This window comes from Phycicoccus sp. Soil802, assembly GCF_001429605.1.
Classification (GTDB): Bacteria; Actinomycetota; Actinomycetes; order Actinomycetales; family Dermatophilaceae; genus Pedococcus.
In genome coordinates this window covers 24,848-39,596 of the sequence record NZ_LMSS01000005.1, presented here as the reverse complement: position 1 = coordinate 39,596, position 14,749 = coordinate 24,848, and the positions used below count along the sequence as shown (strand labels likewise).

14 protein-coding genes are annotated in these 14,749 nt (G+C 71.8%); 13 read left to right on the top strand and 1 reads right to left on the bottom strand.

Annotation, left to right across the window (positions count from 1 at the left end; genetic code table 11):
• The first annotated feature begins 7 nt into the window (after positions 1 to 7).
• The 9 genes from ASG91_RS11380 (at position 8) to ASG91_RS11345 (ending at position 9,470) form a co-directional block, all read left to right on the top strand.
• Positions 8 to 445, top strand: a complete 438-nt coding sequence (locus ASG91_RS11380; RefSeq protein WP_056922774.1) for a DUF4265 domain-containing protein — start codon at positions 8 to 10, stop codon at positions 443 to 445.
• Between the two features lie 93 nt (positions 446 to 538).
• Positions 539 to 685: a hypothetical protein gene (locus ASG91_RS20215; protein WP_200961289.1), complete on the top strand. Its 147-nt coding sequence runs from the start codon at positions 539 to 541 to the stop codon at positions 683 to 685.
• Positions 686 to 727: 42 nt separating this feature from the next.
• Positions 728 to 1,789: a GNAT family N-acetyltransferase gene (locus ASG91_RS11375; protein ID WP_082594108.1), complete on the top strand. Its 1,062-nt coding sequence runs from the start codon at positions 728 to 730 to the stop codon at positions 1,787 to 1,789.
• 74 nt (positions 1,790 to 1,863) lie between these two features.
• A complete protein-coding gene (locus ASG91_RS11370) occupies positions 1,864 to 2,172 on the top strand; it encodes a thiamine-binding protein (RefSeq protein WP_056922773.1) in 309 nt (102 codons plus the stop codon).
• Positions 2,173 to 3,201: 1,029 nt separating this feature from the next.
• Positions 3,202 to 5,442, top strand: a complete 2,241-nt coding sequence (locus ASG91_RS11365) for an FtsX-like permease family protein (protein WP_371262051.1) — start codon at positions 3,202 to 3,204, stop codon at positions 5,440 to 5,442.
• The gene (locus ASG91_RS11360; RefSeq protein ID WP_235545572.1) at positions 5,439 to 6,317 is read left to right on the top strand and encodes an ABC transporter ATP-binding protein; all 879 of its coding nucleotides are present in this window, start codon (positions 5,439 to 5,441) and stop codon (positions 6,315 to 6,317) included. The genes ASG91_RS11365 and ASG91_RS11360 overlap by 4 nt, the downstream gene beginning before the upstream one ends.
• Positions 6,310 to 7,020 (top strand): ABC transporter ATP-binding protein, encoded by a 711-nt coding sequence (locus ASG91_RS11355; RefSeq protein WP_235545571.1) that lies wholly within the window; start codon positions 6,310 to 6,312, stop codon positions 7,018 to 7,020. The genes ASG91_RS11360 and ASG91_RS11355 overlap by 8 nt, the downstream gene beginning before the upstream one ends.
• Positions 7,021 to 7,030: 10 nt before the next feature.
• Entirely contained in the window at positions 7,031 to 7,546 is a 516-nt protein-coding gene (locus ASG91_RS11350) for a MarR family winged helix-turn-helix transcriptional regulator (protein ID WP_056922771.1), read from the top strand.
• Positions 7,547 to 7,730: 184 nt separating this feature from the next.
• Positions 7,731 to 9,470, top strand: coding sequence for a methylmalonyl-CoA mutase (locus ASG91_RS11345; RefSeq protein WP_056922770.1), 1,740 nt, complete (start codon positions 7,731 to 7,733; stop codon positions 9,468 to 9,470).
• Between the two features lie 44 nt (positions 9,471 to 9,514).
• On the opposite strand, the gene ASG91_RS11340 is transcribed toward ASG91_RS11345, so the two are convergent.
• The gene (locus tag ASG91_RS11340) at positions 9,515 to 10,156 is read right to left on the bottom strand and encodes a TetR/AcrR family transcriptional regulator (protein WP_157606309.1); all 642 of its coding nucleotides are present in this window, start codon (positions 10,154 to 10,156) and stop codon (positions 9,515 to 9,517) included.
• Positions 10,157 to 10,318: 162 nt separating this feature from the next.
• Between ASG91_RS11340 and ASG91_RS11335 the strand changes: the two genes are divergently transcribed.
• From ASG91_RS11335 to ASG91_RS11320, 4 genes are all read left to right on the top strand, one after another.
• Entirely contained in the window at positions 10,319 to 11,077 is a 759-nt protein-coding gene (locus ASG91_RS11335) for a hypothetical protein (RefSeq protein WP_056922768.1), read from the top strand.
• On the top strand, positions 11,074 to 12,063 hold the full coding sequence (locus ASG91_RS11330; RefSeq protein WP_056922767.1) for a hypothetical protein: 990 nt from the start codon (positions 11,074 to 11,076) through the stop codon (positions 12,061 to 12,063). Before ASG91_RS11335 ends, ASG91_RS11330 begins: the two co-directional genes overlap by 4 nt.
• Before the next feature lie 15 nt (positions 12,064 to 12,078).
• The gene (locus tag ASG91_RS11325; protein WP_056922766.1) at positions 12,079 to 13,071 is read left to right on the top strand and encodes a tetratricopeptide repeat protein; all 993 of its coding nucleotides are present in this window, start codon (positions 12,079 to 12,081) and stop codon (positions 13,069 to 13,071) included.
• Between the two features lie 67 nt (positions 13,072 to 13,138).
• A complete protein-coding gene (locus ASG91_RS11320) occupies positions 13,139 to 14,452 on the top strand; it encodes a RimK family alpha-L-glutamate ligase (RefSeq protein WP_056922765.1) in 1,314 nt (437 codons plus the stop codon).
• Positions 14,453 to 14,749 lie beyond the last annotated feature (297 nt).

The window sequence follows — 14,749 nt, the reverse complement described above, 5'->3', positions numbered from 1 at the left end:
GGTCCCCATGCACGCCTACGTGTCGCTCGAGCAGGACGAGGACGGCTACCCGCCGTTCGACAGCGAGGAGCTCGACGTCGAGCTGCGCCACGACGGTGCCTGCACAGTGGTCGGCGTGCCCGTCTTCACCAACGGCATCGCCGTGGACGACATCGTGTCGGTGGTCCAGACCGAGGACGACGACCGGTGGTGGGTCACCTCGGTGCTGCTGGCGTCCGGGCACGGGACGGTCCGGGTGGTGCCGTTCGCCGAGACGACCTTCGAGGAGGTCGTCGCCGAGCTGGAGGCCATCGGGTGCGCGGCCCAGGGCACCGAGCACGGGTTGGTCGCCGTCGACGTGCCGGCGGACGTGGACCCCGGCGCGCTCGACCGGGTCCTAGAGGCCGGCCGGTCGGCGGGACGGTGGGACTACGACATCGGCGTCCCCGTGGGCGCGACGGAGTGAGCGAGAGGACTTTCGAGGCCACGACCACGTTCGCCGAGAAGCCCACCCTCACCGGCGATCTCGTGGTGCTGCGTCAGCGCCGGGACTGCGGACGTGCCGGACGAAGCCAGCGGCTTCGTGCGCGAAGGGGTCCGGCGCGACGCGCTGCGCCTCGACGGCGAGTGGGTCGACTCGATCGTGATGGCCGTGCTCGACCACGAGTGGGCCACCCACCACGGCCACCCCGTCGCCGCTGGCTAAAACCCGTTGTCGCGGGACCAGTCCAGGTCGGACACTCGAGGTATGGAGACGACGACGGACTCACCCGTGACCCTGCGCGACGACGTGGCGCACGGCGTCGTCGTCCGCCCGCTCGACATCCACGACGACGCGGAGGTCGCGGCGGCCCACGAGGCGAGCAACGCCTCCAAGAAGTACCAGCGCCCGTGGGGCAAGACGTGGTCCCTGCGCGAGATGACCGTCCAGCTGCGGTCGGAGAGCACGGTCGAGCGTCTCGAGCCGATCGTCGCGCTGGTGGACGGTCGCGTCGCGGGCCTCGCGCTGCTGTGGTTCCCGCTGCTCGACAACACCCAGTTCACCTGGGCCGAGCTCGACGTCGATCCCGAGCTGCGCCACCGGGGAGCCGGCGGTGCCCTGATCGAGCGGATGATCGAGCGGACCCGCGAAGAGGGACGCCGGACGGTCCTCGTCGAGACCAACGTGCCCGACGACGCCCGCGAGGGCCACCCCCATGCGCGGTTCGCCGAGCGACACGGCTTCACCTACGCCAACACCGAGATCCGCCGCATCCTCGACCTGCCGCTCGACCCGGGTCGGCTGACCGAGCTCGCCGCCGGGGCGGCAGCGCACCACGAGGGCTACCGCATCGAGTTCCACCGCGGCTCGCTCCCGGAGGAGCTGCAGGCGTCCTACTGCGAGTGCTGGAACCAGCTGGCCGTCGACGCCCCGACCGGCGAGGTCGACTTCGAGGAGGAGGCGCTCAGCCCTGAGACCTATCTCGAGGAGCTGGGTCGGCTGCAGGCCCAGGGCCGCACGATGCTGCACACCGTGGCGATCGCACCCTCGGGCGAGGTCGTGGCCTACAACGACCTGGTGGTGTCGGCCGACGACCCCGACGAGGTCATGCAGTGGGGCACCCTGGTCCGCAAGGACCACCGGGGCCACCGGCTCGGCATGGCGGTCAAGGCGCGCGGCCTGCAGGGCCTGGCCGAGGTGGCTCCCGAGGCGAAGCGGGTGCAGACCTGCAACGCCGAGCAGAACGCCCACATGGTCGGCGTCAACGTCGAGCTCGGGTTCCGTCGCGTCGAGGCCCTGCTGGCCTACCAGCGCCACCTCGACGGCTGAGCCGAGACCGGGGGCCCAGCCCCGTCGCACCGGGGGGTGCGACGGGGCTCAGGCACGCGGCATACGGTGGGCTCATGCTCGTCGCCTTCTCCGTCGCCCCGTCCATGCCCGCCGACTCCACCGGTTCGGTGAGTGAGGCGGTCGCCGCCGCCGTCACCGTCGTGCGCGAGTCGGGGCTGCCACACCGCACCTCGTCGATGTTCACCGAGGTCGAGGGGGAGTGGGACGAGGTGATGGCCGTCGTGAAGGGCGCCGTCGACGCCGTGGCCCGGTACGGTCCGCGCGTCAGCCTCGTCCTCAAGGCGGACATCCGCGACGGGTATGCCGGTGAGCTCACCGCCAAGCTCGACCGCCTCGAGGCGGCCATCGACGCGCAGGAGTAGCCCGCCGCAACACCTGCGCCGTCGTAGGTCCGGGACCGTGAATCGTTGCCGGAATGTGGCCCGCTCCCGGACGAATCCGCCTTAGGGTCGAGCGGGTACGGGACGGCCCGTGGGGGTTTCTTCCGCCGGACACACGGAGGCACTGACGGCATGTGGGCTGCGATCAGATATCGCCGGGCCCAGGCGGTCGTGCTCGTCCTGCTCGCCGCGCTGGTCGCCACCTGCGCCGTCTTCGCACCGCTCTACCAGCGGGCCCTCGAGCAGTCGCTGCTGCGCTCCAGCATCAGCTCGGCCAGCGTCGCCGACACCGCGCTCGTGGTGCGCGCCGGCCGCGGCACGGCCAACCCGGTGTTCGGGCCCTCCGCTCTCAGCGGCAACGTGCCGGGGTCGGTGCGCGTCCTCTACGGCGCCCCGGTCGGGCAGCTGGCCGACTCGATCAACATCGTGCCGCGAGCCGGGCTGAAGCCGTCGCCGGGTGACCTCGTCGCTCGCGACCAGGTGTGCCAGCACCTGAAGATCACCACGGGGACGTGCCCGCGCGTTCCGGGGGAGATCCTCGTGTCGGCCAAGGACCTGGCGGCCTGGCAGTGGCCGGTCGGCACCAAGCTCACGACGCCGGTGCCGAGCATCAGCCAGACCGAGCGACCCACGGCGACCCTGAAGGTCGTCGGGGCCTACGAGGTCGTCCCCGACGCTGCGTACTGGCAACGCACCCAGCTCGACGGCAAGTCGGGCACGCTCATCACCGTGGGCCTGGAGCAGGTGCCGGGCATCGACGACTTCGTCACCACCGAGGCCACCTTCACCCGCGACTGGAGCGTGGCGCAGGCGACCCTGACGTTCCCCCTCAAGCGCGACCTGTTCACGCTCGGCAACCTGCAGCAGATCTCGGACGTGCTCGCGGCCAAGGGCGGCGACCGGTCGGCCGGCGAGGGCATCGACGGCGCGCTCGTCGAGACCCAGCTGCCGACGATCATCGACGGCATCAGGGTCGGCCAGCACCAGCTGCGGGTCATCGTGCCGTTGCTGATGGCCCAGCTCGGTCTGCTCGCCGCCGCCATCCTGCTGCTGGTCGCGCAGGCGGCCGTGGAACAGCGTAGACCCGAGGTGGCGCTGGCCAGGCTCCGCGGCCGCAGCCGTGAGGGTGCCGGGCGCATCGTCATGGGTGAGCTGGCCGCGACCGTGGCGATCGGCCTGCCGATCGGCTTCGCCCTCGCGCTGCTGCTGACGACGCTGGTGCGGTGGTTCCTCCTCCCTGACGGTGTTCCCTTCGAGGTGCCCTGGTACTCCGTGGTCGCGCTGGCTGCCTCGGCCGTCGTGTGTGCAGTGGCCATCTGGCTGGCCGCGCGGCCGGTCCAGCGGCTCACCGTGTCGGCGCTCCTGCGCCGAGTGTCGAGGGAACGCGCGCGGGCCTTCGGGATCGTCGACATCCTGGCCGTGGCGCTCGCGGTGTTCGGCCTGATCGGGCTCGCGACCGGTTCGCTCGAAGGCCCGCTCGCGCTCGTCACCCCCACCCTCGTCGCCCTGGCTGCCGGGCTGGTCGCCTCGCGGCTGGCGGTCCCGGTCGCCGGGGCCAGCGGACGCGCGAACCTGCGCCGCGGGCGGATCGGGCCGGCCCTCACCGCCTTCGGGCTGGAGCGCCGACCCACCTTGCGCAAGGTCGTCACGGTGGTCAGCGTCGCGGTGGCCCTCACCGTCTTCGCGGCGAACGCCCTCGTCGTGGGTGACCGCAACTGGCAGGCCCGGGCAGAGGTCCAGACCGGTGCCCCGGCGGTGATCGACACCGACAGCCGCAACCCGACCAGCCTGCTCGCCACCGTCCGCGCCATCGACCCGACCGGCACGCTGGCCAGCCCCGTCGCGATCGTGCGGCAGGCCGACCGGAGCTCGACCGCCACGATGGCGGTCGTCACGAAGGACTTCGAGGAGACCTCCTTCGCTCCTCCCGGTGAGCCCTACCGGCTCGGGGCGCTCGCCCCTCCCGACATCGCGCCCGTGCAGCTCTCCGGCAGCAGGGTGACCGGCCGGCTTGCGTGGGACCTCACCATTCCCGGGGACGACTCGACGCCTCGACCTGCCGGGCAGTCCGGCGCCCCGGTGTCGCCCACGATCGGCCCCGGCTCCGAGGAGCCGAACGAGCTGCGGGTCTCGGTGACCAGTCCTACCGGCCAGCGACTGACCAGGCTCATCGCGCAGATCCCGTTGCGCGGCAAGGGATCTGCCGAGCTCAACGGGCTCCTCCTCTGCCCCGACGGTTGCCGGCTCGACGGCCTGGAGTTCCGGAAGACCGACGAGCAGGTCAGCCAGGTGAGCGGCACGCTGAGCATCACCGGGCTCGGCATCGACGGGAAGTCGCTCGGCATCTCCGCCCCGAACCAGTGGAACCCCTTCGTCGCCCCGCCGACCAGCACCAGCGACAAGCTCGAGCAAGTGCCCGCGGGGGCCGACACGCTGGCGCTCGAGCTGAACAGCACCGGGTTCGCGGTCGCGCTGTCACACGCCGATGTGCCGGCTGTCGTGCCCGGGCTGCTCGCCGGACCGGTGCCGCCGGGCGGCACTGCACAGGGGTTCGACGCCATCGGCCTCAACGGTGCGCCGATGGTCGCGGCGGCGCAGCAGACCGTCGACACCCTTCCCGTGCTGGGCAGCCAGGGCGTCCTCGTGGACTATGAGACGCTCGCCCGCCTCGGCGGTCGCCTCCCCGACGCCGGCACCCTCTCGGTGTGGGTCGCCGACCCGGCCGAGGCCGACTCCGTGGCCACGCAGCTGCAGGCCCAGGGCGTCGGGGTGCTCGCCCGGCACAGCACGGCCGCCGCCAAGGACCGCCTCGACGAGTCGGCCTCCGCGTGGGGGCTGCGCCTGGCCGTCTTCACCGGCGGGATGGGTGTGCTGCTGGCCGCCCTCGTCGTCCTGGTCATGACCGTGACCGGATGGCGCGTGGTGGCCCGTGACCTCGCCGCGCTCCACATGTCGGGCGTGCCGCTCAAGGAGCTGCGTCGGTCGCTCGTGCGCGAGCAGGTCGTGCTGGTCCTCGTCGGCACGGTCGTCGGCGTCGTCTGCGGGGCGGTCAGCTCGTGGGTGGCCATGCCGCTGGTGCCCCTGTTCGACAGCGCCGCCGACCCGGTGCCCGCGCTGGAGCTGGCGCCGGACGCCCTGGCCATCGTCGGCTCGGCCGTCGGTGCCGCCCTCGTGCTCGTCGCCGTCGGCTGGCTTGCCGCGGTCGGTGCGGGCCGACGGATCACCTTGCGCCGGATCAGGGAGTCACTGTGAGCACCGACAGCCGCGTGACGGCGACGACGCGCGCCGGCGGGCTGCGGGTGAGCACCCGTGGCCTGGTCCACATCTACCGCGCCGAGGGCCACGACGTGGCCGCCCTGTCCGGGGTCGACCTCACCGTCCACCCCGGTGAGGTGGTCGGCCTGCTCGGTCCGTCCGGCGCCGGCAAGTCGACCCTGCTCACCTTGTTCGGCGGCCTCATGCGACCGAGCGCAGGGCGGGTGCTGGTGGGTGAGCACGAGCTCTCGACGATGACCGAGGCCGATCTCGACCGGTTCCGGGCCGCCGAGGTGGGACTGGTCCTCCAGGGCGCCGCGCGCAACCTGTTGCCCTACCTGACCGCCCGCCAGAACGTCGAGTTCGCGCAGCGGTCCGCCCGCCGGGCCGGCCGCGAGGTGCCGCCTCCCGGAGAGGTGATGGAGCTCGTGGGGCTCGACCACGCGGCCACCGCGCCCCTCGACTCGCTGCCGCCGGGGCAGCTCCAGCTCGCGGCGCTCGCGGTCGCCCTGGCCAGCCGGCCGGGTCTCCTGCTCGGCGACGAACCCACTTCCCAGCTGCACCACTCGTCGCGGGACCTCGTGCTCGACACCCTGCACCGGGTCAACCGGGAGTGGGGGACCACCGTCGTCGTCGTCACCCACGACCCCGAGGTGGCCGCGCGCCTGCCGCGCACCGTCACCATCCGCGACGGCCGCGTCGGTGGTGAGGGCCGGTCCGGCGAGGCGTATGCCGTGGTGTCGGCCGACGGGTCCCTTCCCCTCCCGCCTGCGGCGGTGGATGCGTTCCCGCCCGGTGCGCTGGTGCGGGTCGCGGAGGTCGATGGCGTGTGGACGCTGATCCCGCAGGGGAGGGGTGAGACCGGTGGGTGACCGGACCAGGTGGGCCGACGGCCCGGAGCTGCTCGAGGACGTTGAGTCGCCGCCGCTGCGCGTCGATGGCGTGACCGTCCGCTACGGCTCCACGGTCGCGGTGTCCGAGGCGACCTTCGATGCCTACCCGGGTGAGTTCATCGCCGTCACCGGCCACAGCGGCGCCGGCAAGTCGTCGCTGCTGTGGGCCATCGGTGGCGCCGTCGGGTTCGACGGCGTGGTGCGCCTCGGCGACGACGACGTGCGCGACCGCGCGCAGGCGGCCCGGCTGGGGATCGAGGTGATCCCGCAGGGCAGCGCCTTGGCCGTCCTGCTCTCCGCCCAGGAGAACGTCGCCCTGCCCCTGCTGGCCCGCGGGGTGCGGCCGGACCACGCCCAGCGCCGGGCGCAGTCCGCCCTGGAGTCGGTGGGTCTGCACGAGTCGGGCAGCCACCTGGCCGAGGAGCTGAGCGGCGGCCAGCAGCAGCGGGTCGCGGTCGCCCGCGGCCTGGCCCTGCGCGGCCACGTCCTGCTCGCCGACGAGCCCACCTCCGAGCTCGACCACGACAACCGCGAGCGGGTCCTCGCCCTCCTGCGGGCCGAGGCACGCCGCGGCGCCATCGTCATCATGGCGACGCACGACCCCGAGGCCGCCGAGGAGGCCGACGGCGAGATCCGTCTCGATGATGGACAGCTCGAGACGGTCCGCACCCCCCAGGGCTAGCCTGCTGCGCGTGCCGAAGCCGATCCGCCTGCCGTTCGACCCCATCACGCGTGCGGCGCAGCTGTGGACCCGCCGGTGGGGGCGCACCTCGCAGCCCTTGGCGATGGCCAGCGCGACATCGATCATGCGGGTCCAGCAGCTGCTGATCACCGACTACGACGCGATCGTCGGGCGACACGGCCTCACCTTCGCCCGCTACGAGGCGCTGGTGCTCCTCGCGTTCAGCCGGGACGGCCGGCTCGGCATGAGCAAGATCGGGCAGCGCCTGATGGTGCACCCCACGAGCGCCACGAACATCGTCCAGCGGCTCGACGCCCAGGGTTTCGTCGAGCGGGTCCCCAACCCCGACGACGGGCGCGGCACCCTGGCGATCATCACGCCTGCGGGTCGCGACGCGATGGAGGCCGCCACCGCCGACCTCGTACAGCGCAAGTTCGGCCTGGGGATGCTCTCCGCCGCCGAGCACGAGCAGCTCTTCGACCTGCTGCGCAAGGTGCGGCTCGGGGCCAGCGACTTCGACGCCTGACCCAGCCCCGCGGCATACCTCACCTGTCACACCTTTATCGGGTCATGGGACAAACAGCGGCCTCACCCCGGAACGGTTTCGGGGTGAAGCAGACCTTTGTCCCTAGACCCGATAAAGGTGAGGCAGCCGTGTCGACGGCGGGCGGCTTGGACATTTACTAGGACGTCCTAGTAAATTGGCGCGCATGGCCGAGAACCCCGCACCCACCACCCCCGCGACGAGCGACGGCGCCGCCCGCTGGCAGGCCCGCTACGACGCGGCCCAGGCCAAGGGACAGGTGCGGGACGCCGACTTCACCACGCTGTCGCAGATGGAGGTCGAGCCGGTCTACGGGCCGGCCGACGGCTCCGAGGTGCCCGAGCGGATCGGGTGGCCGGGGGAGTACCCCTTCACCCGTGGTCTCTACCCGACCGGCTACCGCGGCCGCACCTGGACGATCCGCCAGTTCGCCGGCTTCGGCAACGCGGTGCAGACCAACGAGCGCTACAAGATGATCCTCGAGCGCGGCGGCGGCGGCCTCTCGGTCGCGTTCGACATGCCCACGCTGATGGGCCGCGACTCCGACGACCCGATGAGCCTCGGCGAGGTCGGTCACTGCGGGGTGGCGATCGACTCGGCCAAGGACATGGAGGTGCTCTTCGACGGGCTGCCGCTCGAGGACATCACCACGTCGATGACGATCAGTGGCCCGGCCGTCCCGGTGTTCTGCATGTACCTCGTCGCCGCCGAGCGCCAGGGCGTCGACCTCGGGGTCCTCAACGGGACGCTGCAGACCGACATCTTCAAGGAGTACATCGCGCAGAAGGAGTGGCTGTTCGCCCCCGAGCCGCACCTGCGCCTGATCGGCGACCTGATGGAGTACTGCGCCGAGAACATCCCGGCCTACAAGCCGCTGTCGGTCTCCGGCTACCACATCCGCGAGGCCGGCTCGACGGCCGCGCAGGAGCTCGCGTTCACCCTCGCCGACGGCTTCGGCTACGTCGAGCTCGGGCTGTCCCGCGGTCTCGACATCGAGACCTTCGCGCCCGGCCTGTCGTTCTTCTTCGACAGCCACCTCGACTTCTTCGAGGAGATCGCCAAGTTCCGCGCCGCCCGCCGGATCTGGGCGCGCTGGCTCCGCGACGTCTACGGCGCCAAGACCGACAAGGCCCAGTGGCTGCGGTTCCACACCCAGACGGCCGGGGTCTCGCTCACCGCGCAGCAGCCGTACAACAACGTCGTCCGCACCGCCGTAGAGGCGCTCGCGGCGGTGCTCGGCGGCACGAACTCGTTGCACACCAACGCCCTCGACGAGACGCTGGCCCTCCCCAGCGAGCAGGCGGCCGAGATCGCGCTGCGCACCCAGCAGGTGATCATGGAGGAGACCGGCGTCGTCAACGTCGCCGACCCGCTCGGTGGCAGCTACTACGTCGAGGCGCTCACCGACAAGATCGAGGCCGAGGCCGAGGCGATCTTCGACAAGATCAGGGCGATGGGCGAGCTCGGCAAGCCGCTCAACTCCGAGGGCGGTGTCGACCACGCCGTCGGCCCGATGACCTCCGGCATCCTCCGCGGCATCGAGGACGGCTGGTTCATGTCAGAGATCGCCGAGGCGGCCTTCCAGTACCAGGTGTCGCTGGAGAAGGGTGACAAGAAGGTCGTCGGCGTCAACTGCCACACCGCCTCCGTGACCCACGAGCTGGAGATCCTGCGGGTCAGCCACGAGGTCGAGCGCGAGCAGGTAGCCACCCTCAAGACCCGCAAGACTGACCGCGACGAGGACGCCGTGCGCGCCGCCGTGCGGCACATGGTCGAGGTCGCCCGCACCGACGACAACATGGTGCCCGCCATGCTCGACGCGGTCCGCGCCGAGGCCACGCTGGGCGAGATCTGCGACGCGCTGCGCGACGAGTGGGGCGTCTACCGCGAGCCCGCCCGCTTCTAGAGACCAGAGGTATGCCGCGTGGCCGGCCGGCGCTGTCAGCAGCGCTAGCCGGCCTCGCCGACCTCACGCTGCTCGCGGCGGAGTCGGGCGTAGGCGACATCGGCCAGCAGGGCGATGAGCCCGTCGACGAACGCCGCGTCGGGCTCGCCGGTGGCCAGCGCCCGGTGCATCACCGACCCGACCACCACGTCCGCGAGCAGGTCGACGTCGATCATGTCGCGGCGGATCTCCCCCCGCTCGATGGCGCGTTCGACCGAGAGCGCGACCAGCGCGTGCAGGCGCGTCGACAGCGACGCGCGGACGCGCTGGCCGACGCCGTCGGGGTCCCGGGCCGACTCGGCCAGCAACGCGGCATACGCACCGCCGGTGGAGGGGTCGCGCAGCAGGCGGGCCGCCTCGCCGATACCCGCACGCATGTCGGCCTCCAGCGAACCGTGGTCCTCGATCTCGATCTCGTCGAAGGTGGCGGCGACCGCGTGCACCGCGAGCTCGATCTTCGACGGCCAGCGCCGGTAGAGCGTGCTCTTCGCCACACCCGCCTTGGCGGCGACGTGCTCCATGGACATCCGGGCCACGCCCTTGTCCGCGAGCACCTGACGTGCTGCTGCGGTGATCGCCTGCTCGGTGGCCTCCTCACGGGGGCGTCCCGGGCGGCGACTTCGGTCCTGCCGTGGGCGTGTGGTCATCACGCGTGATCATGCCACCGAACCGGTGAACCACGCCGTGTTGCGGGGGGGTGCGGATGGGGTCGGGGATTTGTCGTCGTGGGGGAGACTGAGCCATGGTGGTGTGAATGCCGGCTGCGGGGAACCCCCGTTGGCCGGCCCGCTCACGTAAGGATTTCTACTGTGTCGATGGTCGCCAAGCGCGTGCTGTCCGCGGCGCTGACGGTGATCGGACTCGTCCTCGTGTCCCTCGGTGCCTGGTTCACCGTGCACCTCGGTTCGTCCGGCAGCGCCACGCTGCACAGCACCCCTGCCCACGGGGCCCTGGTCGTCGTGGAGCCGTCCGTGCTCAACCGGGTCGACGCACCAGCCACCGTGACGGCGGTCGCCGCGCCCGGAACGACGATCTGGATGGGGCGGACCACCCCCGCCGACGCCGACGCGATCGTGGGTGGCGCCGACCACACGTCGGTCACCGGTGCCCACCTCCGGGACTGGAGCCTCGTCGCATCGCGGGCCGGGGCCGGGCCAGCCCCCGACCTCGCCGGTGCAGACGTCTGGCGCCAGACCGCGACCGGACAGGGCCGGGTGCACCTCAGCGTCGAGCAGACCGGCGCCCCGGAGTCCATCGTCATCGCTGCACCGGACGGCAGCCCCGTCGACCTGACCGCCCTGACCGTCACGGTCGAGCGACGCACGTGGTTCTTCCAGGCGCTGCTCGTGACGCTGGTCGGACTGCTCGCGGCGGTCACCGGGGTGGCCACCCTCTGGCAGACCCGACCTCGGCGCCGGCGCCAGACCGACGCGCCACCGAAGCAGGCCGACGCGCCGAAGCAGGCCGACTCGGCGAAGCAGGCCGACTCGGCGAAGCAGGCCGACTCGGCGAAGCAGGCCGAGACCCCCACGACCACCGACGCACCGACCCCGGAGGTGACCGCATGAGCCGCCGCACCACCCAGCTGGCCGCCGTGGCCGCCCTCAGCCTCGCCCTCGCCGGGTGCGGTGTCGGCACCGGCTTGGCCGGGGTGCACGACGCCCCCGCCCAGGTGACGACCACCGCACCGATCTCCCCCGACACGGCCCAGGCCATCGCTGCCCGGGTCCTCGCGAAGGCGGCCGAGGCCGCGGCGGCCAAGCCCGCCGATGCCCAGAAGCTGCGCACCGAGGCGCTCACCGGCAGCGCGCTCGCCGTCGCCAACGCTGCGAGCCGGCTCGAGTCCGGTGCGGCCGCCGCCCCGACCCCGCTGACCCGCACCGAGCCCCCGAAGGTCCTCGCGGTCTCCCGCGGCACGGCCTGGCCGCGGCTCATCCTGGTGCAGACCGCGACCGCCGACGGCGGAGCCGTGCTCAACCTGCTCGTCTCGCCGGACGCCAGGACGCCGTTCCGGCTCAGCGTTGCCGCACCCATGCAACCGGGGGCGAGCGTCGCCGCCCTCGACTCGCTCAACGCCGGGTCGCCAGTGGTGACCACGGGCAGCACCCTCCCCGTGCCGCCCGCGGCGCTGATGACGGAGTATGCCGCGAGCCTCGCCTACCCGAAGCCCGCCGCTGCCAAGGACATCGACCCCGCGGACCCGTTCTCCGCGGCCGTCCGCGCCCACGCGGCGGAGCAGGCCAAGGCGTTCGGGAAGCTCGCCTCCCTCAAGCAGGTCCACACCGTGGAGCCGCAGAGCACCGTCGCCATCGCGCTGCGGGGCGGGGGAGCGCTGGTCTTCGGGCTGGTCGAGCGCACCGACACGATCACCCTGGGCAAGGGCGGGAAGTCGCTCACGCCGAGCACCGACTTCCAGCGGCTGGTGCGCAAGAAGACGCTCACGAAGAGCGCCACGCTGCGGACCTACGAGACCGTCGTCCTCACCGTGCCCGCCGAGGGCAAGGCCAGCGTGGTCGCCGCGGACGAGGTGCTGTTCTCGGCCAAGGGCTCGTGAGGGAGAATCACCGCCATGAGTGACCAGCCGTTGACCTCCGGTGGCCTGCGTGGCGCCGTTGACCTGACCGCCCTGCGCAACCAGCCCCCGTCGGGAGGCCAGCCGGCCGGCCCAGCGGGCGGCTCGGCTCCTGCTGCCCCGGGTGCCGCCGCGGGACCGTCGTCCGCCGGGATCCCCGGCCGCAGCGGGGTCGTCGTGGAGGGCAGCGACGCCACCTTCCAGGAGATCGCGAACGCCTCGGTGGGCGTGCCGATGCTGCTCGTCCTGTGGGCCGCCCAGATCCCTGAGTCGCGCGACTACCTCGACACCGTGGTGGCGGTCGCCGGGACCTACGAAGGCCGCTTCCAGGTCGTCAGCATCGACGTCGAGCAGAACCCCACGCTCCTGCGCGCCTTCCAGGTGCAGAGCGTCCCGATGACGATGGGGCTGATCCAGGGCCAGCCGGTCCCGATGTTCGCCGGCCTCCAGCCGGAGTCGGCGCTGCGGCCGGTGCTCGACGAGTTCCTCGCGCTGGCCGTGCAACACGGCGTGACCGGCCGGGTGGAGATCGCCGCCGCCGCGCCGGCGGCCGACGGTGAGGCGGTCGAGGAGCAGCTCCCGCCCCTGCACCAGGAGGCCTACGACGCCATCGAGCGCGGCGACCTCGACGCTGCCGCCGCGGCATACCAGCAGGCGCTCAAGCAGAACCCGACGGACTCCGACGCCGAGCTGGGCCTGGCCCAGGTGGGCCTGATGCAGCGCACCGAAGGTGCCGACCTGCAGCAGGCCCGCGCTGCCGCGGCGGACCGCCCCACGGACGTCGCTGCACAGGGACTCGTCGCCGACCTCGACGTGCTCGGTGGGCACGTGGAGGACGCCTTCCTGCGCCTCATCGACCTCGTGCGAGCGACCTCCGGTGACGAGCGCGAAGCGGCCCGGAACCACCTGCTGCAGCTGTTCGCCGTGGTCGGCTCGCACGACGAGCGCGTGCGCAAGGCGCGGACCGCGCTGATGAGCGCCCTGTTCTGACGCCTCTGGGCAGCGAGCGGGCCCTGAGGGGTCGCGGCCGGACTGCTGAGCCGACAGGATGGGTCGCATGGCGAAGACTCAGGAACACCTCATCGGACTGTTGCTGGGCGCGGAGGGTGACTGGCCGCGCGCGTTCGAGACCCTCGCGGGCAGGCTCGGCGTCCTGACCGGACCCGACGGCGCGAGCCACCAGGTCAACACCGAGCGCGTGACCATCGAGCCGTTCAACCTGCGCGACAAACCACGACACGACCTGGTCATCGACCGGTTGGCCTACTGGTACTACCACCCGCGCGAGTGGCTCAAGAAGGTCGCGCTGATGGACGACGTCTACCTGCTCAACAGCCCGTTCACCTTCCAGTCCATGGAGAAGCACTCCGCGTACTGCGCGCTGCTGCGCCTGGGCATGCACGTCCCCGAGACCGTCCTGGTGCCCTACAAGAACCCGATCGACAACGTCCGGTGGGCCTACACCGCCGAGCGCTACAACAAGTCCTTCGACCTCGACCAGATCGCCGAGGAGATCGGCTACCCGCTGTTCATGAAGCCGTTCGACGGTGGCGGCTGGCGCGGGGTGTCCCAGGTCAAGAACGTCGACGACCTGCACAGTGCCTACGACGACTCCGGCGAGATGCTCATGCACCTGCAGGCCTCGGTGAAGGACTTCGAGGTGTTCGCGCGGGCGCTGACCATCGGGCCCGAGACGATGGTGATGAAGTTCCAGCCGGACGAGCCGATGCACAACCGGTATGCCGTGCAGCACGGCTTCCTGTCCGAGGGCGTCGGGACCGAGGCGGTCACCATCGCGCAGACCGTCAACGCGTTCTTCCGCTGGGAGTTCAACTCCTGCGAGATGCTCGTCAAGGACGGCGTGGTCTACCCGATCGACTACGCCAACGCCTGCCCCGACGTGGCCGTCACCTCCCTGCACTACTACTTCCCCTGGGCGATGAAGGCCCTGATCAAGTGGTCGGTGTTCTGCGTGGCCACGGGACGCAAGGCGCGCACCCAGGTCGACACCGACCCGTGGTTCAGCGTGGCCGACGACGCCGACCTCGACTACGGCGGCAAGCTGTCCGCCTACCAGGGGCTCGCCGACGCGCACTTCGACACCGACCGCTACCGCGAGTTCTGCGACGCGGCGCTGCCGCACATCGACGAGATGGTGCTGGAGTGGGTCGACTCCGACGACTTCCGCAGCCTGCTCAGCGAGACCATCCAGACGACCTACCCGAAGCACGAGTGGGACAAGTTCGAGGGGCACTTCGGTGGCCTGACCCGCATGTGGGTCAAGGACGAGCAGTCCCGGCTCGGCTCGGGCAGCTCGGCGGTGGACGAGACCGTCGTGAGCGGCCCCGCGCCGGCGGTCACCACCGACTGAGCATCATCGACTGAGCATCATCGACTGAGCCCAGACGCACGAACGGGCCCCGCCAGCTGGCGGGGCCCGTTCGGGTCAGGTGGGGAGGAGCCTCAACAGGCCCGACACTCCTGCTCGATCTGGTGTCGGCGAGCCTCCGGCTGCATCAGCCGGGGGCGGCGCAGGCCGCGGAGCTGGTCGAGGGTGGCGAGGTTGGGACGGGAGCTGCCCGTGCGAGGCACACTGCGAGGCCCGGGCGTCTGGTGCGTGTTCGTGGGCGTCATGTCCGGTCCAACGGAGCGTGCCTCCGGTTTGTTC

Bases quoted from the DNA above. Each gene is read 5' to 3' on its own strand.
- ASG91_RS11380 (WP_056922774.1), top strand. From the start codon at position 8: ATGCACGCCTACGTGTCGCTCGAGCAGGACGAGGACGGCTACCCGCCG.
- ASG91_RS11375 (WP_082594108.1), top strand. From the start codon at position 728: ATGGAGACGACGACGGACTCACCCGTGACCCTGCGCGACGACGTGGCG.
- ASG91_RS11370 (WP_056922773.1), top strand. From the start codon at position 1,864: ATGCTCGTCGCCTTCTCCGTCGCCCCGTCCATGCCCGCCGACTCCACC.
- ASG91_RS11365 (WP_371262051.1), top strand. From the start codon at position 3,202: ATGGCCCAGCTCGGTCTGCTCGCCGCCGCCATCCTGCTGCTGGTCGCG.
- ASG91_RS11345 (WP_056922770.1), top strand. From the start codon at position 7,731: ATGGCCGAGAACCCCGCACCCACCACCCCCGCGACGAGCGACGGCGCC.
- ASG91_RS11340 (WP_157606309.1), bottom strand. From the start codon at position 10,156: ATGACCACACGCCCACGGCAGGACCGAAGTCGCCGCCCGGGACGCCCC.
- ASG91_RS11330 (WP_056922767.1), top strand. From the start codon at position 11,074: ATGAGCCGCCGCACCACCCAGCTGGCCGCCGTGGCCGCCCTCAGCCTC.
- ASG91_RS11325 (WP_056922766.1), top strand. From the start codon at position 12,079: ATGAGTGACCAGCCGTTGACCTCCGGTGGCCTGCGTGGCGCCGTTGAC.
- ASG91_RS11320 (WP_056922765.1), top strand. From the start codon at position 13,139: ATGGCGAAGACTCAGGAACACCTCATCGGACTGTTGCTGGGCGCGGAG.